Source organism: Pseudomonas sp. PLB05, from assembly GCF_021106615.1.
Lineage (GTDB): Bacteria > Pseudomonadota > Gammaproteobacteria > Pseudomonadales > Pseudomonadaceae > Chryseomonas > Chryseomonas benzopyrenica.
The window spans coordinates 515,578-537,484 of record NZ_JAJOHO010000003.1; the positions used below are offsets into that span (position 1 = coordinate 515,578).

Here is a 21,907-nt window from a genome sequence, read left to right on the forward strand (position 1 = left end):
CTGCCGAAACACCCATAAACCCAAACAATCCGAGGTACCGGCATGTTCTCGTCTTCGCGCACCTGCGTTTCATCGGCGTCCCGCGTGCTCGCCCTGGTTTCCCTGCTGGGCCTCGGCGCCTGGCAACCAGCCAGCGCCGCCACCGCGACCGACACCCTGGTCATCGGTAAGCCTGCAGATCTGCAGACCGTCGATCCGGGCGTGACCTTCGATAACAACGACTGGACCGTGACCTATCCGGCCTACCAGCGCCTGATGCGCTACAAGGTGGAAGACGGCAAGGGCAGCACCGACGTCGAGGGCGACCTGGCCAGCGGTTGGACCGTGTCCCCCGACAACCTGGTGTGGACCTTCACCCTGAAGCCCGGCAACAAATTCGACGATGGCAGCGAGGTCACCGCCGAGGCGGTCAAGTTCTCGGTCGAGCGCCTGATGAAGCTCAAGCAGGGCCCGTCCAGCATCTTCCCGGCGGACATGGCGGTGACCGTGGTGGATCCGCAGACGATCAGATTCACCCTGCAGAAGCCCTTCGCGCCCTTCCTCTTCGCCCTGGCCCACGACGGCGCCAGCGTGATCAACCCCAAGGTGGCCAGCACCCACGGCAAGGACGTGGACGCCTGGCTGGCCGGCCATACCGCCGGCTCCGGCGCCTATCGCCTGGCCGCCTGGCAGAAGGGCCAGTCGCTGACCCTGGAGCCCAACCCGCACTACGCCGGCCAGGCGCCCACGCTCAAACAGGTGGTGATCCGCATCATCGCCGAGCCTTCGGTACGGCGCCTGCAACTGGAACAGGGCGATCTGGACATCATCGAGGACCTGCCCGAAGACCAGGTCAAGGCGCTGGCGCAGAAGTCCGGCTTCGTCACCACCGCCTACCCCTCGCTGCGGGTGACCTACCTCTACCTCAACAACAGGCGCTCGCCCCTGAACGACGTCAACGCGCGCAAGGCGGTGGTCGACTCCCTCGACTACCAGGGCATCGTCGAAGGCATCGCCATGGGCAAGGCCAAGCTCATGAACGGCCCGATCCCGGACGGCATGTGGGGGCATGATCCGAGTCTGCCAATGCCCAAGCAGGACCTGGAAGCCGCCCAGGCCGCCCTGGGCAAGGCGCCCAAGGTGCGGGAGCTGCAATTCCTCTACTCGGACAAGGATCCGGCCTGGGAGCCCATCGGCCTGACCCTGCAGGCGGGCCTGGGCACCCTGGGCGTCAACCTGAAGATGGAGAAGCTGGCCAACGCCACCTTCCGCGAACGCCTGGGCAAGGGCGACTTCGACGTCGCCATCGGCAACTGGAGTCCGGACTTCGCCGACCCCTACATGTTCATGAACTTCTGGTTCGACAGCACCAATGCGGGACTGGCGGGCAACCGCGCCTTCTACAGCAATCCCAAGGTGGATCAGCTGCTGCGCGACGCCGCCAGCGTTAGTGACGTGGCTCAGCGCAAGGCGCTGTACCAGGAGGCCCAGAAGATCGTGGTGAGCGACGCCGCCTACGCCTACCTCTACCAGAAGGCCTACACGGTGCCGATGCGCGCCGTGGTCAAGGGGTACGTGTTCAACCCCATGCTCGAGCAGGTCTTCAATTTCGCTGCGATGTCCAAGTAAGGGCGACGGGTGCCGGCGCGCTCCGGCACCCGCCTCGCGAGGTATGCCATGGCCTTCTTCCATCTGCTGCGCAAGCAGCTGACCGATATCCTCATCGTGGTGATCGGGGTATCCCTGATTACCTTCGTCATCTCCCACCTGATCCCGGGCGATCCGGCGCGGCTGATCGCCGGCGAGCGTGCCAGCGATGAAATCGTCGCCGGTATCCGTCAGCAGCTGGGTCTGGACCTGCCGCTCTACCAGCAATACTTCCGCTACATGGGGGACCTGCTGCAGGGCGATCTGGGCCAGTCGATCCGCACCCATCGCCCGGTGTTGGAAGACCTCCAGCTGTTCTTTCCGGCCACCCTGGAGCTGGCCCTGGCGGCGCTGCTGCTGTCGATCCTCATTGGCGTACCCCTGGGCGTGCTCTCGGCGGTCTACAACAACCGCTGGATCGATCACATCAGCCGCACCCTGGCGGTGGCCGGCATCTCCACCCCGGCCTTCTGGCTGGGCCTGGGGCTGATCGTGCTGTTCTACGGGCATCTCGGCTGGCTGCCGGGCGGCGGGCGGCTGGACCAGGGGCTGACGCCACCGCCGACGGTGACCGGCTTCTATCTGATCGATACCCTGCTGGCGGGCGATCTCACCGGCTTCGTCAGTGCGGCCAGACACCTGTTGCTGCCGGCGGTGACCCTAGCCTTCGTCAATCTCGGCGTCATCACCCGGCAGATCCGCGGCGCCATGCTCGAACAGCTGGGCGAGGACTATATCCGCACCGCCCGCGCCTATGGCCTGTCGCAGACCACCGTGGTGCTGCGCCACGCGCTGCCCAACGCGCTGATTCCCTCCATCACGGTAATCGGCCTGGCGCTGGGGGACCTGCTCTATGGGGCGGTGCTCACCGAAACCGTGTTCGCCTGGCCGGGCATGGGCGCCTATGTGGTCAAGTCGATCCAGGCGCTGGATTTCCCGGCGGTCATGGGCTTCGCCATCGTGGTGTCCTTCATCTACGTCCTGCTCAACCGCTTCATCGACCTGCTCTACCGGCTGGTCGATCCCCGCATCGGCAAGGTGAACTAGCATGACGACCCTGACCGCTGCGCGCCCCCGCTGGCGCGAGCAGACCGCCTGGCTGGCCTGGCGGATCCGCCGCAATCCGCTGATGCTCACGGGGCTGGTGATCACCCTGCTGGTGCTGCTGTGCATGGTCGCCGCGCCCTGGCTGGCCCCCTATCAGCCCAACGCGCTGAAACTCACCGCCCGCCTGCAGGCACCCAGCGCCCTGCACTGGTTCGGCACCGACGAGGTGGGTCGCGACTTGCTCAGCCGGGTGATCTACGGCAGCCGCCAATCGGTGGGCGTCGGCCTGTTCGTGGCCTTTGCCGCCTGCGCCATCGGCGGTCTGCTCGGCTGCCTGTCGGGCATCGTCGGCGGCGCCTTCGATCGGCTGATGATGCGCCTGATGGACATCATCCTCTCGGTACCTTCGCTGGTGCTGATCATGGCCCTGGCCGCCGCTCTCGGGCCGAGTCTGTTCAACGCCATGCTGGCCATCACCCTGGTGCGCATCCCCTTCTATGTGCGCCTGGCGCGCGGCCAGACCCTGAGCATCCGCCAACTGGCCTACGTCCAGGCAGCACGCACCTTCGGCGCCGGCAAATGGCACCTGGTGCACTGGCACGTGGCCCGCAACGCCATGCCGCCGCTGCTGGTGCAATTCAGCCTGGACATCGGCAACGCCATTCTTATGGCCTCGGCGCTGGGCTTCATCGGCCTGGGCGCCCAGCCGCCCACCGCGGAATGGGGCGTGATGGTCGCCAGCGGCCGCAATTTCATCCTCGACCAGTGGTGGTACTCGACCTTCCCGGGCCTGGCGATCCTGGTCACCGCCATCGGTTTCAACCTGCTGGGCGATGGCATCCGCGATCTGCTCGATCCTCGCCAAAAGGGCAAATGACATGGGCCAGTCCGTTCTGCATATCGACCAGCTGAATTTGGAATTCCCCGGCTTTCGCAGCAGTGCCAAGGCGCTCAACGGCGTCAGCCTGAGTGTGGCCCCCGGCGAGATCGTCGGCGTGGTGGGCGAGTCCGGCTCGGGCAAGTCGGTCACCGCCATGCTCACCCTCGGCCTGTTGCCCCCCGGCAGCTACCGAGTCACCGGCGGCAGCGTCAACCTGGTGGGCCACGACATGCTCGCCTTGAGCGAGCGCCAGTTGATGGAAGTGCGCGGCCGCGAGGCGGCGATGATCTTCCAGGAGCCGATGACCGCGCTCAATCCGACGCGGCGCATCGGTCGCCAGCTGCTGGACGTGATCCGCCGCCATACCGCGCTGGATGCCGCTCAGGCCCGCGCCAAGGCGATCGAATTGCTCAAGGACATGCACATCGCCGATCCCGAGCAGATCCTCGAACGCTATCCCTTCGAGCTGTCCGGCGGCATGCGCCAGCGCATCATGATCGCCCTGGCCTTCTCCTGCGATCCGCAGCTATTGATCGCCGATGAGCCGACCACCGCGCTGGACGTCACGGTGCAGCGCCAGGTGCTGCTCCTGCTGCGCGAAAAGGCACGGGCCCGGGGTACCGCCATCCTGCTGATCACCCATGACATGGCCCTGGTCTCGCAATTCTGCGACCGCGTCTATGTGATGTACGCCGGCGGCATCGTCGAACAGGGGGCTACCGCGGCGGTCATGCAGGCACCCCGGCATCCCTATACCCAGGGCCTGATGGCCTGCCTGCCGGAAAAGGCGGTGCCCGGCAGCGACCTGCCCAGCATTCCCGGCCAGGTGCCCAACCTGGCCCAGCTGCCTGACGGCTGCAGCTTCAAGGATCGTTGCAGTCGGCGCCATGAGCGCTGCGAGACGCGCCCCGCACTGCTGCCGACGGACACCCCCGATCACCTGAGCGCCTGCTGGCTGCAGGCGGAGGACGCCCTGGCATGAACACCTTTTCCCCGCCCGCCGTACCGCTGCTGGAGCTCAGCGGCATCGAGGTACGTTATCCGGTGGGCCGCGACTGGCTCGGGCGTACCAAGGGCCAGGCCCATGCCCTCAACGGCATCGACCTGCGACTATTTTCCGGCGAGACCCTGGGCGTGCTCGGCGAATCCGGCTGCGGCAAGAGCACCCTGGCCCAGGTCCTGATGGGGCTGGTGGAGCCGGTGAGCGGCTCCCTTCAAGGCTCGGCCCGTGGCGAGCGCAACGTCCAGATCGTCTTCCAGGACCCGCAGTCCTCGCTGGATCCACGCCTGCCGGTGTGGAAGCTGATCACCGAGCCGCTGGTGGTGCGGGGTCGCAGCTCCTCTGTCGAATTGCGCGCCCTGGCCGAGCGCCTGGCGGCGCAGGTCGGTATCCGTCCCGAATACCTGGATCGCTACCCGCACCAGTTCTCCGGCGGCCAGCGCCAGCGCATTGCCATCGCCCGGGCGCTGTCGTCGGATCCGGACGTCATCATTCTCGACGAGCCCACCTCGGCCCTGGACATCTCGGTGCAGGCGCAGATCCTCAACCTGCTGGCCCAGCTACAACGCGATCGCGGCCTGACCTTCGTACTGATCTCCCACAACGTCTCGGTGGTGCGCCACCTGGCCGACCGGGTGGCGGTAATGTACCTGGGGCAGATCGTCGAGCTAGGGGCGGCGGCAGAGGTGCTGGAGCAGCCCAGCCACCCCTATACCCGACTGTTGCTGGAGGCGGTGCCGCGGCTGGATCAGCCGCTCACCGGCAATGCCGCGGCACAGCGCACCGAGCTACCGGGCAACCGAGTACTGCCGACTGGCTGTTTCTTTCGGGATCGCTGTCCGCAGGCGGGCACCGGTTGCGAGCGACCTCAGGCACTGCTGCCAGGTGAGTTGGCGGAGGTACGCTGCCATCGCGCAACAGGCCTGACCGCGCCGCTGCGGACCAGCCCCGCGGCAGTCTGAAGCCGGGATCAGCCCGCGCGAAAGATCAGATAGTCTTCCCAGTCGTCTTCGGCGACCTGGGTTTCGCTGAGCATGCGGCCGGACTGGGAAATGCCGGCCTTGTGCACCGCCTCGCGGTCGTCGCAGATCAGCGGGTGCCACTCCGGCAGATCCTTGCCCTCGGCCACCAGGCGATAGCCGCAAGTAGGCGGCAGCCAAGCGAACTGGTCGGCCTGGGCCGGGGTGAGCTGGATGCAGTCGGGGACGAAGCGGGTGCGCTCGGCGTAGCGACTGCACTGACAGGTCTTGAGATCCAGCAGCTTGCAGGCGATGCGCGTGTAATAGACGGCGCCGTCGTCCTCGTCTTCGAGCTTCTGCAGGCAGCACAGGCCACAGCCGTCGCACAGTGACTCCCATTCCAGGGCATCGAGCTGATCGAGGGTCTTGCGCTTCCAGAACGGCTGGGTGATGGCGGCCATGGCAGAGATCGTGGCAAGGAAAGGGGGCGCGCAGTCTAGTGCCGCACGCCGCGAGCGCCAAGCACCGTTCGCGCCCTTGTCGACGCCGCTCGACCGGATTACCGTGCCGGACTCCCCTTTCCTCCCGTGGTGAAGCCATGACCAGCAGCAGCCGTACGCCCCAGTATCCCGTCGATCCCCAGTTCGTCCAGCGCTGGTCGCCCCGCGCCTTCGACCCGGTCGCCATCGAGGAAGAGACCCTGCTCGGTTTCATCGAGGCCGCGCGCTGGGCGCCGTCAGCCTTCAATGCCCAGCCCTGGCGCTTCCTCTATGCACGTCGCGACGACGCCCATTGGGAGCTGTTCCTGTCGCTGATCAGTGAATTCAACCGCGGCTGGGCGCAGCACGCCTCGGCGCTGGTGATCATCCTGTCGAAGACCACCCTGCTGCGCGCCAGCAGTGGCGAGGAAGTCCCCTTCCCCAGCCACAGCTTCGATGCCGGTGCGGCCTGGGCCTACCTGGCACTGCAGGCGACCAATGCGGGCTGGCACGCCCACGGCATGGCCGGGATCGACCGCGAAGGCATCCAGCGCGAACTCAAGGTGCCGGCGGCGTTCAAGGTCGAGCTGGCGGTCGCCATCGGCAAGCTGGGCGACAAGGCCAGCCTGCCGGAGTCCCTGCAGGGGCGCGAGTTGCCCAGTCCGCGCCTGACCGTCGAGGAGCTGGCGGTGGCCGGCCCCTATACCTTCGACTGAGCGGCCAACTCGACGGCGCCACGCAGGGGCTGCCCCTGTTGCAGGCGCTGGAGATTGTCGAGAAACAACCGGACCGCCGCCGCCGGCGGCGTGGGCCCGGCGACATGGGCGGTGAGGTGCAGGTTGGGCGTCCGCCAGAAGGGATGCTCGGCCGGCAACGGCTCCTGACGGAACACGTCGAGCACCGCCCCGGCCAGCTGCCCGCCCTCCAACGCGGCGATCAGCTCGGCGTCCACCACGCTGGTGCCGCGTCCGGCATTGATGAATAAGGCACCTGCAGGCAAGGCGGCGAAGAAGTCCGCATCGTAGAGATCCCGGGTGCTGCCGCTGTCCGGCAACAGATTGACCACGAAGTCCGCATCCCGCGCCGCCTGACGCAGTTCCGCGAGCGGCACCACTCGGGCAAAGCCAGGCAAGGTTCGTGCGCTGCGAGCGATGCCGGTGAGGATCATGCCGAACGGCGCGAACAGGCGTGCGATGTCCTGGCCGATGTCCCCTGCCCCGACCAGCAACAGCCGCCGCCCGGCCAGGGTGCCCGGCGCCCGGGTATCCCAGCGTCCTTCCTGCTGACTGAGCTGCCGCGCAGCCACCTGGCGCTCAAACTGCAGCAGATAGGTCAGGACGTATTCGCCGATGCTCTGGCCGAACAAGCCCACTGCCCTGCTGAAGCGGTAGTCGCAGGGCAGATCCGCCGCCAGCAGCGGTGCGTAGCCGGCCCAGGTCGATTGCAGCCAGAGCGGCTTGACGCCCTCATGCAGCAGGGCTGCGGCACGATCCGGCTGGCCGAGCCAGTAGCATGGCCGCTGGGCAAGACGCACGGCCTCGACCGGGTCCGCCGGCACCTGCAGTTCCAGCTCCGGCGCCAATTGGCGCCAGGCCTCGACATAGCCGGCCGGCGCGTCTTCCAGCAGCAGGACGGCGGTCATAGCGGATCGTTGAGACGCAGCAGTTCTTCGGGCAGGTGCTCGATGTAGTCGTCGCGCTCCAGCTCCGGCGGTGGCATCTGCAGGTGATAGCCCTGCTTGGCGATGTTCTCGAGGACCTTGGCGACGTCTTCCCGGGCCAGCGTGCGCTGCGGGGTGAGCACGAACTCGAAGGCCAGTGCCGGGGGCCCGAAAGCCGCGAGCAAGCCTTCAGGGACCAGAGTCAGGCCCTTGAGCTTGTCGACATAGAGGTACATTTCCGGCTTTCGCGGGCTTCGGTAGATGGAGCACAGCAGTTTCATGGAGTGTCTTCCAGGGGCGCCGGCGGAGTGCGCTGCGCCTGCAGGTGATCGAGAAGGGCCTGGCCGAAACGTTCGCGGCGCCAACCGCGCAGGTTCGCCGGCAGTTGGTAGTCGCCATCGGGCCAACCGGTGAGCAGCAAGGCTTCGAGCACCTTCTTGCGCAGCATCAGTTCCGGCGCCATGCCCAGGGCCTCGGCATCGCGTTCGCCAATGGCGCGCAAGGCCCTGAGCAGCGACGACGCCTCGTGGGGCAAGGGCTCGGCCTGCAGCTCTGGCCATTGGTCAGCCGGGGTGGCCGCACCTTCGGCGATCAGCGCCAGCAGGGTATCGCCGTCCTGGCGCACGGTGCGCGGGTGCATGTCGTCGATGCGCGCCAGGGCCTGCTTGTCGGTCGGCTGGAAACGCGCCAGCGGCCACAGCGAGCGTTCGCGCAGGACATGGTTGCGCGGCTGGTCGCGCTCGCGGGCACTGACCTCGCGCCAGTGGCAGAGCACCCGCAGCACCGCCAACTGCTGGCGCGACAGGCGCCAGGCCAGCTTGACGTCGCGGTAGGCTTCCCAGGGATCGCTGATGCGCCGCAGATTGGCGACCAGTTCAGCGCCATCTTCCAGTAGCCAGGTGCGCCGCTGATCATCCAGACGCGCGTTCAGGTAGTGGTAGACGTCGACCAGATAGGTCACGTCGGCCGCCGCGTAACGCTCCTGCAGCGGGGTCAGGGGGCGTTGCAGCCAGTCCGAGCGTGTCTCGTCCTTGGGGATGTCGACCTTCAGCACTTCGGCGACCAGCCGCGAATAACCCATGGAATGGGCCAGACCCAGGTAGGCCGCCGCCAGCTGGGTGTCGTACAGCGGCTGCGGCAGGCTGCCGGTCAAACGCAGCAACACTTCCAGGTCTTCGCTGCAAGCGTGCAGCACCTTCACGACGGAAGCGTCTTCCAACAAGGCTGAGAACGGCGTCCAGTCGCCAATGCACAGCGGATCGACCAGATAGGCCTGAGCGCCGTCGCCGATCTGGATCAGGCCGGCCTTGGGGTAGAAGGTGTCGACCCGCATGAATTCGGTGTCGAGGGCGATGAAGGGCAGGGTCTGGCAGCGCTCGCAGAGGGCAGCCAGTGCCGCATCGTCGCGGATCCAGTGAGGGGCAGAAGTCAAGGGCGCACTCCGAACAGATGAGCCGACAGTATAAGCCACCGGGGCACGATCTTCGGTGCCTGTCGATACTCCTGCCACACGGGGACGGACGTGGCGTTCAGCGGCTTTCCAGGCGGGTTCGTCGGATGAACGCCTGATGACCGCCCCGAACCAAACGTGACCGAATAGTTTTTTTTGTATTCGCAAGCAGGGCCTGCTAAAAGCTGAGTGTGCGCAGGTACTCACTCGGACTTGGGAATCCGCGGAGGTAAGCGCTTCTCGCCTTTCAATGGAGCTGCAAGAGCATGAAAACAATAAAACTGACCCTACTTGCATTGGCCGTTTCGAGCGCTTCCGGCTATGCCCTGGCGAACGGTCTGGCTATCAACGAACAGAGTGTCAGCGGGATGGGTACCTCCTTCGCCGGACGCTCTTCCTCCGCGCAGGACGCTTCCACCATCTATGGCAACCCGGCCGGCATGTCCCGCCTGGGCCGTGAGGTGTCCCTGGGTGGCGCCTATATCCACGCCAAGATCGACATCAAGGACGCCAGTGGTCGCTACGCCAACGGCCAGGCCGTGCAGGGCAGCAACGACGGCGACATGGTGCCCAACTCGGTGGTGCCCTTCGGCTATTTCGTGACGCCGGTGGATGACCGCCTGCACTTCGGCCTAGGTGTCTACGTCCCCTATGCGCTGATCAGCAACTACGAGCACGCCTTCCAGGGTCGCTACCAGGGTCAGGCGAGCAAGGTGGAAGTCATCACCATCCAGCCCACCGTCAGCTACAAGATCACCGACAAGGTTTCCATCGGCTTCGGTCCGACCATCAACCGCATCGAAGGCAAGCTCAACAGCAACGTCAACTTCGGCAGCACCCAGGATGGCCAGGTCAAGATCGATGGCGACGACACCGCCTATGGTTTCAACGTCGGCCTGCTCGCGGACCTGACCGATGACCTGACCTTCGGCCTGACCTACCATTCCAAGGTCACCTACAAGCTCAAGGGCAACACCGAGGTGACTGGCGCCAACAGCCAGGCCAGCCCCATCACCAACGCCCTGGTCAGCCGCCTCAATGGCAAGTATGACGCCAGTCTCAACATCACCCTGCCGGAAAGCAGCGACGCCTCCTTCACCTATCGTCTGAACAACGACTGGACGATGTACGCCGGCGCCACCTGGACCCGCTGGAGTCGTCTGAAGTCCATCGACGTGGAGAACGAGGGCACCCCCACCCTGCCGGTACTGGGCTCGCCCCTGGCGACCGTGACGGAAGAGCTCAACTGGAAGGACACCTGGTCCTACGCCATAGGCGCGGCCTATCAGCTGAATCCCCAGTGGGTGCTGCGTGCCGGCATGGCCATCGACCCCTCCCCGGCGGACAACGGCAACCGCAACGTGCGCATCCCGGTGGGCGATCGCAAGACCTTCTCGGTGGGCGCAGGCTGGTCGCCGACCAAGGACATGACCATCGATGTGGCCTATGCCTATCTCTGGGAAGACGATGTGTCGATCAATCGCCCCGCTACCTCGACCAAGGCAGGCTACAGCGCCAAATACGACAACAGCGCCCACGGCCTGGGTGCCCAGCTGACCTACCGCTTCTAAGAGCGCCAGGGTCCGTCTGCCGAAGCCGCCGCCAGGCGGCTTCGTGCTTTTCCGGATATAGAGCGAGCATCAGCTACCGGCTGCGATCACCAGCCTGACCTCTTGCCTAGGCCCGGAGCGCCCAGTAACCCTGCTCCTGCCCGGCGTACCAGCGCTGGAAGTCTTCCAGCGACAGGGCGCCGGCCACCAACTGGCCCTGGATCTGGTCGCAGCCGAGCTCGGTAAGGACCTGCAGCGCCTGGTGGGTCTCCACGCCTTCGGCCACCACCCGCAGGCCACGCAACTGGCCCAGCTGGACCAGCAACCTGATCACCTCCTGATCACCGGGCAATTGGCAATGCTCGATGAATTGCCGATCGATCTTCAACTCGTCGATGGGAAAGCTGCTCAGGCAGGCCAGCGAGGAATGCCCGGCGCCGAAGTCGTCCAGCGACAATTCGAAGCCCATGGCCTTGAGCTGGCGCAGGCAGTCGAGCACCTGTACCGGATTGCTCATGGCCCGGGACTCGGTGATCTCCAGGCAGAAGCCGGCGGCCACGGCACCCGTCTCGTCCAGCAGCCGGCCGATGCGGGCGATGAAGGCTGGGTGCTCAAGGTCCAGCAGCGACAGATTGACGTTGAGTTTGAGGGCACCTAGCTGCCGCTCGCGCTGCAGGTGCATGCAACGTTCCAGTACCCAGAGCGTGATGTCGCAGATCTTGCGGCTCTGTTCGGCGATGCCGACGAAGGCGTCCGGCTTGAGCAGGCCCAGTTCCGGATGCTGCCAGCGGATCAAGACTTCGGCGCCCTCGACCCGGCCATCCGGCAGCGCGATCTTGGGTTGCAGATAGAGCCGCAACTGGTCGTGATCCACGGCGAGGTCCAGGGCATCGAGCATGGCAATGCCGAGCTGCCGCTGGCGCTCCTGGTCCGGATCATGGAAGGCGAAGGGCAGCTGCCGCCGGCGCGCATCCTGCAGGGCGGTCTCGGCGTTGGCCAGCAGGGCCTCGGCGCTGGCGCCATGCTCGGGGTAGCAGGCGATACCGAAGGTGATGCGCAGGGATACCCGCTGATTGCCACTGACGAAGGGTTTCTCCACCAGGTTGCGCAGCGACAGCAGCGCCGCCTCCGCCGAGGCGCCGTCGAACCAGGGCAACAGCAACACGAAGGTGTCGGCGCCGATCCGCGCCACGCCGTTCTCTTCCGGCGCCGCGACCCTTAGCCGGCGGGCCAAATGACGCAGGATCTTGTCGCCGCCCTCCTGGCCAAGCAGTTCGTTGATGTTACGGAAGTTCGCCACGTCCAGCAGCAAGACGGCGAAACGCCCGGCTGCGGCGCGCTCGATGCGCTGGCGGATCTCCAGGACCAGCCGCACCTGGTTGGGCAGGCGGGTGAGCATGTCACGAAAGGCCAGCTGGCTAATGCGCCGCTCGCGCGCGGCGAGGGCGGCGCCCATCTGGTTCATGGCGCGACCCAGCCGACCGACCGGGTCCCGCCCTTCCTTGAGGCCCAGTTGATAGTCGCCATCGGCGATGCGTTCGGTGGCCTGCCCGAGGCGGGCCAGATAGCGGTTGAGGGCGCCTGCCAGTATTCGACTGACCAACGCCCCCAAGGCAAAGATGATCGCGCCTATCAGCAGCGAATCCAGCAGAGCCGACTGCTCTGCCGCTGCTATTCCTTCCATGAACATGTCCGCCCCTATGACGACTGCTTGCCCGTCCTGCCCGGGAATGGCCAGGAACAGGGAACGGAAACTGCCAAAGTTATCCTGGTATTCCGCGAAACGAGGTTGATGATCGGCAAACACGGCGCCGAGTTCCGGCGGGGCCTGATCGTAGAGCTGGCGATAGTCGCCGAAGTAGCCAACGCGGATTTCTTCCTCGTTGGCCGAATCCATGATGAAGCGAAAGCTCGAACCGTCCTTGACGAAGGCATAGAGCGACGCCAGCCCGGCCTTGCGGGCATAGCGATCCAGGGTGATCAGGGTTCGCTGGTAGCGTTCGGGATCGGCCTGGGCCGGATCCTGCAATTGGGCGAGATAGTCCTCGCCGAGAATTTCCGGCAGCGCCAGGGCCGCGCTCATCAAGCGATAGTCGATGCTCTGGCTGCTGGCATCGCGGGCCTGGCGATAGCTGTGCAGGGTAAACAACAGGGTGCCCAGGGCATCCACCAGGATGAACGCCAGAAAGAAGGTGGCGAACAGGCTGCGCGGTTTGAGGCTGAGCCGCGACGCAGGGGCGACTTCCCGGGGCGAGGCGGCGCTTTGGGGCGCATCGGGCATTGGGGCTCCTTGTCCAGTTGACGACGACTCCCTCTGGATCCGCACGTGCCGAGGTGGCTTCGCTGGGCGCGCAACCAGGCGCCTTCTTAACGGTTTAACCAGGGTCGTTCAAGGACGGAGATCGCAAAATCCCGGGTATCTCACGCTTGGGTCGATTTTTCAGCCCAGCGACAGGGCCAGCGCGACCAGCACCCCGCTCTCAGCGAGCTCCAGCAGCGCTCCGGCGGTATCGCCGGTGGTGCCGCCGAGACGCTGGCGCAGGGCACGACGCACCAGCAGCGCGACTATGGCGGTCACCAGCAGCGCGGTCACGCCCTGGGGTAGCAGGACCATACCGATGGCCCCCAGCAGCAGCACTCCCTTGAGCGCAGTCTGCGGCAGGTGGCGACTGAGCAGATCGCCGAGGCCACCGGGGCGCACGTAGGGCGTGGTCAGCAACAGCCAGGGCAGCGCCAGGCGACCGGCCAGGGGCGCCAGCCACAGGCCAGCCGGCGCATGCGGTAGCAGGACGACCAGGGCGCTCCACTTGAGCAGCAGGGTCAACAGCAGCGCCAGCACGCCCATGGGGCCGCAGGCCGGATCCTTCATGATGGCCAGGGTCCGCTCGCGATCGCCATAGCCGCCGATCCAGGCATCTACCGTGTCGGCCAGGCCATCCAGGTGCAGGCCGCCGGTGAGGATCACCCAGCAGGCCAGCACCAGCGCCGCCTGCAGGAAGACGCCGCCCGCCGCGCTCAACCAGGCGATCAGGCTCAGGAGCGCGCCCAGCAGCAAGCCCACTGCGGGATACCAGAGCACCGAGCGGCCGACGGCCTCGGCGGGCGGCAGGCCGGACAGCCGGATCGGCAGGCGCGTGAGAAACTGCACGGCAATCAGCAGCGGCAGTGGCATCAGCTCTCCTTCAGCGCCAGTGGCTGCAGGGTCGCATAGGGCACCTCGACCTGCAGCAGGTCCTTGGCCGCCAGACCGCGCTGGCGAGCCAGCAACAGGCGGATGACGCCGCCGTGGGTGACGAGCAGGCTGCGCCGCCCGTGCAGGCGTGGACGCCAGCGCGCCACCGCTCCCAGCACTCGTTCGGCGAAGGCGGCCACGGGTTCACCCCCAGGCGGGGTATAGGCATAGGGGTCGGCCCAGAACAGCCCCAGGGCCTCGGCCTGGTCCTGCATGAGCTCCGCGGCGCTATGGCCTTCCCAGGCGCCGAAATCCAGTTCGCGCAGATCCGCCTCCACCATCAGTTCGGTGCCCTGCTCCGCCGCCAGCCACTCGGCGAAGCGCGCGCAGCGTTGCTGCGACGACGTCAGGATGAGTTCGAACGGTGGCTGCTCGGCAACGGCGGCGCGCATTTGCTTCCACCCCTGTTCCGACAGTGGCGGATCGAGGCGTCCACGAAAGCCTTCGGAGCCCTCGGTGACGCCATGGCGCAGCAGCCAGCAATCAGTCATGGGCGCGACTGGAGACACTGGCTTCGGCGAAGGTCGCCATCTCGCTGTGCAGGCGGCAGGACAGTTGCAACAGGGGAACCGCCAGGGCCGCACCGCTGCCTTCGCCGAGGCGCAGGCCGAGATCCAGCAGGGGTTCGCCGCCCAGGGCCAGCAACACCGCCGCATGACCGGGCTCGGCGCCGCAATGGGCGAACAGTAGCCAGTCGCGGGTGTCGGGTTGCAGGTGCTGGGCACAGAGCGCGGCCACCGAGCAGATGAAGCCGTCCACCAGGGTCGGCAGGCCCTGCTGGGCACAGGCCAGGTAGGCGCCGGTCAGGGCCGCCAGCTCGAAACCGCCCAGGCGGCGCAAGAGTTCATAGGGATCCTGCAGGGTATCGCCATGGCGCAACAGGGCGCGCTGGATGACCGCCACCTTGCGCGCCACGCCATCGGCGTCCAGCCCGGTCCCGGGTCCGGCCAGGGCCAGCGGCGAGGTATCCAGCAGCACACTGGCAATGGCGCTGGCGGCGGTGGTGTTGCCGATGCCCATCTCGCCGCCAATGAACAGATCGGCACCCCCGGCGCAGGCGCGCAGGACGGCGTCGCGCCCGGCCTGCAGCGCGGCCTGGCACTGGTCATGGGTCATGGCCGGGGTCAGGGTGAAGTTGGCTGTACCGCGTCCGAGCGGCAGGTCGATGACGCCGGGCAAGGCTTCCAGGGGCGTGACGGTGCCCAGGTTGATGACTTCCAGGGCCGCGTCCAACTGCCGGGCGAGCACGCTGATGGCCGCGCCGCCGCGCACGAAGTTGCGCACCATCTCGGCGGTGACGGCCTGCGGATAGGCCGAGACGCCCTCCTCCACCACCCCGTGATCACCGGCGAAGACGGCGATGGCGGTGCGCTGCAGCAGCGGCCGGGGCGTACCCTGCAGGGCGGCCAGCTGGATGGCCAGCACCTCCAGATCGCCGAGCGAACCGCTCGGCTTGGTCAATACCGTCTGCCGCTGGCGTGCGGCTTCGGCCGCAGCGGTATCGGGTTGGCGGCAGGGTCCTTGCCACCAGGGCATGCTCATAGCGGGGTTCCTTTGAGGGTCAGGGGGAGACCGGCGACGGTCAGCACCACGCGCTCGCAGCGCGCGGCCAGGGCCTGGTGCAATTCGCCGGCGGCATCGACATAGCGGCGGGTCAGCTCGCCCAGCGGGACGACGCCCAGACCGGTCTCGTTGCTGACGAAGATAAGGTGGCCGGGCAACTGCGGCACGACGTCAAGCAGCTCCGCGCAGGCACTGTCTAGGCGCCGGGGATCATCGAGCAAGAGCAGATTGGTCAGCCAGAGGGTCAGGCAATCCACCAGCAGGCAGGCATCCGGCGCCGCCAGGGCCTGCAGGCGTTCGGCCAGCGCCAGAGGTTCTTCCACCAGCGCCCAGTGCGCCGGCCGGCGGGCGGCATGACGTTCGATGCGCCGGGCCAGTTCGGCGTCGCTGCCCCCGGCGGTGGCGATATAGGTGACGGCAAGGCCGGACTCGGCGGCCAGGCGCTCGGCCAGGGCGCTCTTGCCGGAGCGAGCGCCACCGAGGATGAATTCGCGCATCTAGAGCTCGCAGAGGGCGCGCAGGCGCCCGGTGTCCAAATGATGCTCGACCAGATCGGCCAGGCGCTCCAGATCCCGTTCGCGCAGGGCGTGGTAGTCCAGTTGCTGGGGTTCGGCGAGACCCGCCCAGCGCAGCAAGGCAACGCTGGCGGCGGGCGACTCGAACAGGCCGTGCAGGTAGGTGCCCAGCACCTGGCCGTCGTCGCTGAGGCTGCCATCGACGCGACCATCGGCGAAGCGCAGCACAGGACGCGCCAGCGCCGCGCCCTGGCTGACACCGGCATGAATCTCATAGCCCGCGACCTCGGCCGCGCCGTCGCACAGCCAGCCGTGCACGTTGCGCAGCTGCTTTTCCGCCGCCAGTTCGGTGGTCATGGCCAAGAGGCCCAGACCGGCGCTGTCGCCGGGCGTGCCCTCCAGGCCGAGGGGATCGGCGACCCGCTCGCCGAGCATCTGGAAGCCGCCGCAGATACCCAGCACCCGCCCGCCGTATCTCAGGTGACGGGCGATGGCCGTGTCCCAGCCCTGGGCGCGCAGGAAGGCGAGATCGCTGCGCACGCTCTTGGAGCCGCCGAGGATGATCAGATCCGCTGCGGGCAGTTCCTCGCCCTGGCGGACGAAGAGCAGCTCCACCTGGGGATGCAGGCGCAGGGGATCGAAGTCGGTGTGGTTGCTCAGCCGCGGCATCACCGGTACCGCCACCCGCAGCCGCGGACCTTGCTTGGCGACCTGGCCGGTGGCCAGGCGATCCTCGGCTTCCAGGTGCAGGTCGTGCAGATAGGGCAACACGCCCAGTACCGGCTTGCCGGTGCGGGCTTCGAGCCAGTCCAAGCCCGGCTGCAGCAGGGCCAGGTCGCCGCGAAAGCGATTGATGATGAAGCCGGCGACCCGCGCCTGCTCGCTGGGCTCGAGCAGGTCGAGGGTGCCGACCAGATGGGCGAAGACGCCGCCACGGTCGATGTCAGCCACCAGCAGCACCGGGCAGTCCACCGCCTCGGCGAAGCCCATGTTGGCAATGTCGCCCTGGCGCAGGTTGATCTCGGCCGGCGAACCGGCGCCCTCCACCAGTACCACCTGATAGCGCTCGGCCAGTCGGGCATGGGACGCCAGCACCGCCTCGCGGGCTATCGGCTTGTAGGCGTGATAGGCCTTGGCATCCATGCTGGTGACGGCACGGCCATGGATGATCACCTGGGCACCGACATCGGTATTGGGCTTGAGCAGCACCGGATTCATGTCGGTATGGGGCGCCAGGCCACAGGCCTGGGCCTGGACCGCCTGGGCGCGACCGATCTCGCCGCCATCGGCGGTCACGGCGCTGTTGAGCGCCATGTTCTGCGGCTTGAAGGGCACCACAGCCACGCCCTGGCGATAGAGCCAGCGGCACAGGGCGGCCACCAGGGTGCTCTTGCCGGCGTCGGAAGTGGTGCCCTGCACCATCAGCGTACTCATAGGGGGCTCCGGTAACCGGCCAGACCGGCGTCCAGCCGCTGCCAACCCGACTCGTCGCCGGGCAGGCCGACTCTCAGGGCGCCAAGCGCGGGGAACAGGCGGGTCAGGATGGCCTGGCGGGCCAGGTGTTCATGCAGGGCTGCGGCATCGGGACGCCGCAGCAATTGAAACAGGGCACAGCCGCCGCTGGGTGCCAGGGCGTGTCGGACGAGCAACGCGGCCAGGCGCTCGCCCGCCTGCAGCAGCGCCTCACGCTGACGCTGCTGGCCCTGCTGATCGGCCAGCAGTTGCCGGGCGAGATAGCGGCTGGGGCCGTTCACCGTCCAGGGCCCGAGGTGCTCGTCGAGGCGCGCCAAGAGTGCTGGCGCCGCCAGCACGAAGCCCAGGCGCATCCCGGCTAGCCCAAAGAACTTGCCAAAGGAGCGCAGGACGATCAGCCCGGGCAGATCGCTGAAAGGCGCCAGACTCGCCGCCGGAGTGGGATCCATGAAGGCCTCGTCCACCACCAGCCAGGCGCCGCGGCGTTCGAGCCGGGCGTGCCAGTCCAGCAGGCGGGCTGGCGACAGGCGCTGCCCGGTGGGATTGTTGGGATTGACCACCACCACCACGTCCAACTGGTCGAGGTGGGTCGCGATCTGATCTTCGCTCCACTCCAGCACCTCGTGCCCGGCGCGTTGCCAGGCCAGGGCGTGCTCGGCATAGCAGGGTGCCAGCACCGCGACCCGCGCGGGCGGGCGCAGGGTCGGCAGCGCCTGGATGGCCGCCTGGGAGCCGGCCACTGGCAACAGCGCGGCGGCCCGGTAACAGGCACAGGCAGCTTCCACCAGGCCATCGTCGGGCTCCGGCAGCCTGGCCCAGGCGCTGGCGGGAATCTCCGGCAGCGGCCAGGCCCAGGGGGCCAGACCGGTGGACAGATCCAGCCAGTCGGTCAGGGGAATGTCGTAGGTGCGCGCCGCGCGCCTCAGGCGACCGCCGTGCTCAAGCAAGCAGCAGCCCTCCCAGGGCGATCAGCAGGGTCCACAGCCAGGCACCGCGCCGCACCAGCTTGAGGGCGCGGGTGATGGCCAGGAAGGTCGGCGCCGGACCGCGACCCAGCACCGGGCGCTCGTGCCATTCGCCATGGTAGCGGGCCGCGCCGCCGAGACTCACGCCCAGGGCGCCGGCACCGGCCGCCATCACCGGGCCGGCGTTGGGGCTGTCCCACAGCGGCGCCTGGGTGCGCCAGCTTTCGATGGCGCTCCAGAAGCGGCCAAGGCCGGCATAGGTCAGGGCCACCAGGCGCGCGGGAACATAGTTGAGGACATCGTCCAGGCGCGCCGCGGCCCAGCCGAAACGCTCCAGACGCGGCGTGCGATAGCCCCACATGGCGTCCAGGGTATTGGCCAGTCGATAGAGCACCACGCCTGGCGCACCCAGCAGGGCGAACCAGAACAAGGCGGCGAAGACGGCGTCGCTGCCATTCTCCAGCACCGATTCGGTGGCGGCGCGGGCCACGGCAGTCTCGTCCAGCTCGCCCGTTTCGCGACTGACCAGGCAACCGACGCGGCGACGCGCCTCGGGCAGATTGTTGCGTTGCAGGGCACGCGCTACCGGTTCGGCATGCTCGCCCAGACTGCGCAGTCCCACCGCCAGATACAGCGCCAGGGGCTGGATGATCCAGGCCAGCCAGCCGATCTGGCAGAGCAAGGCGGTGAGCAGCACCCAGGGCAGCACCGCCAGGCTCCAGGCCATCAACCCATGACTGCGCCAACCGCGGCCACCGGGATTGAAACGGGCTTCCAGGCTGTCGGCCAGGCGACCGAACAGCACCAGAGGATGGGCACGGCGGGGCTCGCCGAACAGCAGGTCGAGCAGCATGCCGACGACGACCGCGAAGGCCAACATCATGGCTTCTGGCCCCAGCGATTCTCGAAGACCAGTTCCTCCAGCGGCTGCCCCTGACGCCAGCCCTCCTCTTCCAGCATGGGTCGCGGATAGAAGGCTTCCACCGGCCCCAGGCAGAGAATGGCCGCCGGCTGGGAGCCTTCGGGCATCTCCAGCAGGTTGCGCACGGCTTCCGGTTCGAACAGCGACACCCAGCCCATACCGAGGCCTTCGCAGCGCGCCGCCAGCCAGAGATTCTGGATGGCGCAGGACAGCGAGGCGAGGTCCATTTCCGGCAAGGTACGGCGACCGAAGACATGGGCTTCGCGGCCGTCCATGAGGGCCGCCACCAGCACCTCGGCGCAATCGAGGATGCCCTGCACCTTGAGCTTCATGAAGTCGTCGCTGCGCTCGCCGAGCGCTTCGGCGGTGACGCAACGTTCTTCCTCCACCAGCTCGTGCAGGCGCTGGCGCAGGGCTGGATCGCTGATGCGCAGGAAGCGCCAGGGTTGCATCAACCCGACACTGGGGGCCTGGTGCGCAGCACCCAGCAGCCGGGCCAGTTGTTCGGTAGGTACCTCGCCACCGCAGAAATGGCGCATGTCGCGGCGCTCGGCGATGGCTCGGTAGACGGCGGCTTGTTCGGCGGGGGTATAGGGGGTCGTGGTCACGGCTTGAGCATCGCGGCGGCCGCGGCGGGTGCCGACGGCATGTAGAAGTGAATATAGCTGGCGGTGAGGCGACCGTCGCGGTAGACCGCCTCGGCGACCGCCTTGCCATTGGGGCACAACCCGCGCGCCCAGGGCGCCTCGGGCGACTCCAGGGCGGAGTGGTGATAGGTGTGGCCGCGCAAGGTGCCCTGCTCGAATTCCACCGATTGCAGCGCCAGCGCCGTCAGGCGCGTCTGCATCCGCGCGCTGCCGGGTAGCAGCCCGAGCAGGCTGGCGGATTCGCCGGCCTTGTCGGTGAGTTCGTCGAGCAGATAGAGCATGCCGCCGCACTCGGCGAGGATCGGCTTGCCGGCGGCGTGATGGGTGCGGATGGCCGCGCGCATGCCCAGATTGTTGGACAACGTCTGCAGGTGCAGCTCGGGATAGCCGCCGGGCAGATAGAGGCTGTCCACCTCCGGCAGCGTCGGATCAGCGAGCACGGAAAAGAACTGCAGCTCGGCGCCCAGGGCGCGCAGCAAGTCCAGATTGGCCTGGTAGAGAAACGCCAGGGCCGCATCGCGGGCCACGCCAATGCGCACCCCCGCCAGCAGCGGCTCGACCACGGCCGGTTCTGGCGCGGCGAAGGCCACCGGCGGCGGCAATTCGATGTCGGAACTGGCGCCCAGGGCATCGGCCGCCATGTTCAGACGGCGATCCAAGTCGGTGACCTCGTCAGCCTGGATCAGCCCCAGGTGACGACTGGGCAACTCGATGCCGGCATCGCGCGGCAGGCTACCGAAGAAGGTCATGCCCGCCGGCAGGCTGCCGCGGATCAACTGGGTCTGCCGCGGACTGCCACTGCGATTGGCCAGCACCCCGGCGAAGGGCAGGCTCGGCCGATAGTGGGCCAGGCCATAGGCCAGGGCACCAAAGGTCTGCGCCAGGCCCGCGGCGTCGATCACTCCCAGCACCGGTACGCCGAAGCGCTCGGCCAGGTCCGCCGCCGACGGCTGCCCGTCGAACAGGCCCATGACGCCTTCGATGAGGATGAGGTCCGCCTCCGCCGCCGCTTCCCACAGCAGGCGCCGGCTCTCGGCCTCGCCGATCATCCACAGATCGAGCTGGTAGACCGGCGCGCCGCTGGCGCGGGCCAGGATCATCGGATCGAGAAAGTCCGGGCCGCACTTGAACACCCGCACCCGTCGCCCCTGGCGGACGTGCAGCCGGGCCAGGGCGGCGGTGACGCTGGTCTTGCCCTGCCCGGAGGCCGGAGCGGCGATCAGCAGCGCCGGGCAGTGCCGCGTATCCCCTACCATTCGATGCCCTGCTGAGCGCGCACGCCGGACTGGAAGGCATGCTTGACCAGACTCATGTCGGTCACGGTGTCGGCGGCCTCGATCAGCGCCGGCGGGGCGCCGCGGCCGGTCACCACCACGTGCTGGTGCGCCGGACGTCCGGCCAGATCGGCCAGCACCTGATCGACGTCCAGATAGCCGTGCTTGAAGGCGATGTTGAGTTCGTCCAGCAGTACCAGGCCGATGGCTGGATCGCGCAGGAGCTCCACCGCCACCGCCCAGGCGGCGGCAGCCGACTGCAGGTCGCGGGCGCGGTCCTGGGTGTCCCAGGTGAAGCCCTCGCCCATGACGTGGTAACGCACCTCGTCGGGGAAGCGCTTGAAGAAGAGTTGCTCGCCGGTGTCACGACGGCCCTTGATGAACTGCACCACGCCCACCTGCATGCCATGGCCGAGGGCGCGCGCCGCCATGCCGAAGGCGGAGCTGCTCTTGCCCTTGCCGATGCCGGTATGCACCAGCAGCAGGCCGCGCTCGTCCTGGGCGTCGGCGATACGGGCGTCGATCACCGCCTTCTTGCGCACCATGCGCGCGCGGTGGCGTTCGTCGCGCTCGGGACTGGTCGAATCGGGGGTGTCGGTCATGGGGCGGTTCTCCAGGTGCGGGCGCGGCGGAGAAACGGGCAGAGACGCCACCCGCGCAAGGCA

General features: G+C 67.6%; 22 protein-coding genes. 7 read left to right on the forward strand and 15 right to left on the reverse strand.

Annotation, left to right across the window (positions count from 1 at the left end; genetic code table 11):
- The first annotated feature begins 42 nt into the window (after nt 1-42).
- The 5 genes from LRS53_RS15210 to LRS53_RS15230 are packed head-to-tail and all read left to right on the forward strand — an operon-like array spanning nt 43 to nt 5,515.
- Nucleotides 43-1,608, forward strand: coding sequence for an ABC transporter substrate-binding protein (locus LRS53_RS15210; RefSeq protein ID WP_231356462.1), 1,566 nt, complete (start codon nt 43-45; stop codon nt 1,606-1,608).
- A 48-nt stretch (nt 1,609-1,656) separates the two neighbouring features.
- Complete coding sequence (locus LRS53_RS15215; RefSeq protein ID WP_068385385.1) at nt 1,657-2,673, forward strand: ABC transporter permease; 1,017 nt, start codon at nt 1,657-1,659, stop codon at nt 2,671-2,673.
- A 1-nt stretch (nt 2,674) separates the two neighbouring features.
- Nucleotides 2,675-3,550, forward strand: coding sequence for a D,D-dipeptide ABC transporter permease (gene ddpC / locus LRS53_RS15220; protein ID WP_017638849.1), 876 nt, complete (start codon nt 2,675-2,677; stop codon nt 3,548-3,550).
- A 1-nt stretch (nt 3,551) separates the two neighbouring features.
- Nucleotides 3,552-4,535 (forward strand): ABC transporter ATP-binding protein, encoded by a 984-nt coding sequence (locus LRS53_RS15225; RefSeq protein ID WP_231356463.1) that lies wholly within the window; start codon nt 3,552-3,554, stop codon nt 4,533-4,535.
- Nucleotides 4,532-5,515: an oligopeptide/dipeptide ABC transporter ATP-binding protein gene (locus tag LRS53_RS15230; RefSeq protein ID WP_231356464.1), complete on the forward strand. Its 984-nt coding sequence runs from the start codon at nt 4,532-4,534 to the stop codon at nt 5,513-5,515. The genes LRS53_RS15225 and LRS53_RS15230 overlap by 4 nt, the downstream gene beginning before the upstream one ends.
- 8 nt (nt 5,516-5,523) lie before the next feature.
- Here the strand turns inward: LRS53_RS15230 and LRS53_RS15235 are convergent, their stop codons facing one another.
- The gene (locus tag LRS53_RS15235; RefSeq protein WP_068385378.1) at nt 5,524-5,973 is read right to left on the reverse strand and encodes a YcgN family cysteine cluster protein; all 450 of its coding nucleotides are present in this window, start codon (nt 5,971-5,973) and stop codon (nt 5,524-5,526) included.
- Nucleotides 5,974-6,110: 137 nt separating this feature from the next.
- Here LRS53_RS15235 and LRS53_RS15240 point away from each other — a divergent pair, with 137 nt between their 5' ends.
- Nucleotides 6,111-6,707, forward strand: a complete 597-nt coding sequence (locus LRS53_RS15240) for a nitroreductase family protein (RefSeq protein WP_017638852.1) — start codon at nt 6,111-6,113, stop codon at nt 6,705-6,707.
- Here LRS53_RS15240 and LRS53_RS15245 read toward each other — a convergent pair.
- The 3 genes from LRS53_RS15245 to rnd are packed head-to-tail and all read right to left on the reverse strand — an operon-like array spanning nt 6,692 to nt 9,083.
- Nucleotides 6,692-7,633 carry a D-2-hydroxyacid dehydrogenase gene (locus tag LRS53_RS15245; RefSeq protein ID WP_231356465.1) on the reverse strand — a complete coding sequence of 314 codons (942 nt, stop codon included), beginning with the start codon at nt 7,631-7,633 and terminating at the stop codon, nt 6,692-6,694. The genes LRS53_RS15240 and LRS53_RS15245 overlap by 16 nt on opposite strands.
- The gene (locus LRS53_RS15250; RefSeq protein ID WP_017638854.1) at nt 7,630-7,932 is read right to left on the reverse strand and encodes a YcgL domain-containing protein; all 303 of its coding nucleotides are present in this window, start codon (nt 7,930-7,932) and stop codon (nt 7,630-7,632) included. Before LRS53_RS15250 ends, LRS53_RS15245 begins: the two co-directional genes overlap by 4 nt.
- On the reverse strand, nt 7,929-9,083 hold the full coding sequence (gene rnd, locus LRS53_RS15255) for a ribonuclease D (RefSeq protein WP_231356466.1): 1,155 nt from the start codon (nt 9,081-9,083) through the stop codon (nt 7,929-7,931). The genes LRS53_RS15250 and rnd overlap by 4 nt, the downstream gene beginning before the upstream one ends.
- Before the next feature lie 284 nt (nt 9,084-9,367).
- Between rnd and LRS53_RS15260 the strand changes: the two genes are divergently transcribed.
- Entirely contained in the window at nt 9,368-10,672 is a 1,305-nt protein-coding gene (locus tag LRS53_RS15260) for an OmpP1/FadL family transporter (RefSeq protein ID WP_026083577.1), read from the forward strand.
- A 106-nt stretch (nt 10,673-10,778) separates the two neighbouring features.
- Here LRS53_RS15260 and LRS53_RS15265 read toward each other — a convergent pair whose 3' ends face one another.
- The 11 genes from LRS53_RS15265 to cobO form a co-directional block, all read right to left on the reverse strand.
- Complete coding sequence (locus tag LRS53_RS15265; RefSeq protein WP_231356467.1) at nt 10,779-12,932, reverse strand: putative bifunctional diguanylate cyclase/phosphodiesterase; 2,154 nt, start codon at nt 12,930-12,932, stop codon at nt 10,779-10,781.
- 159 nt (nt 12,933-13,091) lie between these two features.
- Nucleotides 13,092-13,823, reverse strand: a complete 732-nt coding sequence (locus LRS53_RS15270) for an adenosylcobinamide-GDP ribazoletransferase (RefSeq protein ID WP_231356468.1) — start codon at nt 13,821-13,823, stop codon at nt 13,092-13,094.
- On the reverse strand, nt 13,823-14,374 hold the full coding sequence (locus LRS53_RS15275) for a histidine phosphatase family protein (protein WP_231356469.1): 552 nt from the start codon (nt 14,372-14,374) through the stop codon (nt 13,823-13,825). The genes LRS53_RS15270 and LRS53_RS15275 overlap by 1 nt, the downstream gene beginning before the upstream one ends.
- Nucleotides 14,367-15,425 (reverse strand): nicotinate-nucleotide--dimethylbenzimidazole phosphoribosyltransferase, encoded by a 1,059-nt coding sequence (gene cobT, locus LRS53_RS15280; protein ID WP_068385365.1) that lies wholly within the window; start codon nt 15,423-15,425, stop codon nt 14,367-14,369. The genes LRS53_RS15275 and cobT overlap by 8 nt, the downstream gene beginning before the upstream one ends.
- Nucleotides 15,422-15,943, reverse strand: coding sequence for a bifunctional adenosylcobinamide kinase/adenosylcobinamide-phosphate guanylyltransferase (gene cobU / locus LRS53_RS15285; RefSeq protein ID WP_231356470.1), 522 nt, complete (start codon nt 15,941-15,943; stop codon nt 15,422-15,424). The genes cobT and cobU overlap by 4 nt, the downstream gene beginning before the upstream one ends.
- Entirely contained in the window at nt 15,944-17,395 is a 1,452-nt protein-coding gene (locus tag LRS53_RS15290; protein ID WP_231356471.1) for a cobyric acid synthase, read from the reverse strand.
- Entirely contained in the window at nt 17,392-18,381 is a 990-nt protein-coding gene (gene cobD / locus LRS53_RS15295; RefSeq protein WP_231356472.1) for a threonine-phosphate decarboxylase CobD, read from the reverse strand. Before cobD ends, LRS53_RS15290 begins: the two co-directional genes overlap by 4 nt.
- Nucleotides 18,374-19,282 carry an adenosylcobinamide-phosphate synthase CbiB gene (gene cbiB, locus LRS53_RS15300; protein WP_231356473.1) on the reverse strand — a complete coding sequence of 303 codons (909 nt, stop codon included), beginning with the start codon at nt 19,280-19,282 and terminating at the stop codon, nt 18,374-18,376. The genes cobD and cbiB overlap by 8 nt, the downstream gene beginning before the upstream one ends.
- The gene (gene bluB, locus LRS53_RS15305; protein WP_231356474.1) at nt 19,279-19,929 is read right to left on the reverse strand and encodes a 5,6-dimethylbenzimidazole synthase; all 651 of its coding nucleotides are present in this window, start codon (nt 19,927-19,929) and stop codon (nt 19,279-19,281) included. The genes cbiB and bluB overlap by 4 nt, the downstream gene beginning before the upstream one ends.
- A complete protein-coding gene (locus LRS53_RS15310; protein WP_231356475.1) occupies nt 19,926-21,224 on the reverse strand; it encodes a cobyrinate a,c-diamide synthase in 1,299 nt (432 codons plus the stop codon). The genes bluB and LRS53_RS15310 overlap by 4 nt, the downstream gene beginning before the upstream one ends.
- Nucleotides 21,218-21,844, reverse strand: a complete 627-nt coding sequence (gene cobO, locus LRS53_RS15315) for a cob(I)yrinic acid a,c-diamide adenosyltransferase (protein ID WP_064306628.1) — start codon at nt 21,842-21,844, stop codon at nt 21,218-21,220. The genes LRS53_RS15310 and cobO overlap by 7 nt, the downstream gene beginning before the upstream one ends.
- Between the last annotated feature and the right edge of the window lie 63 nt (nt 21,845-21,907).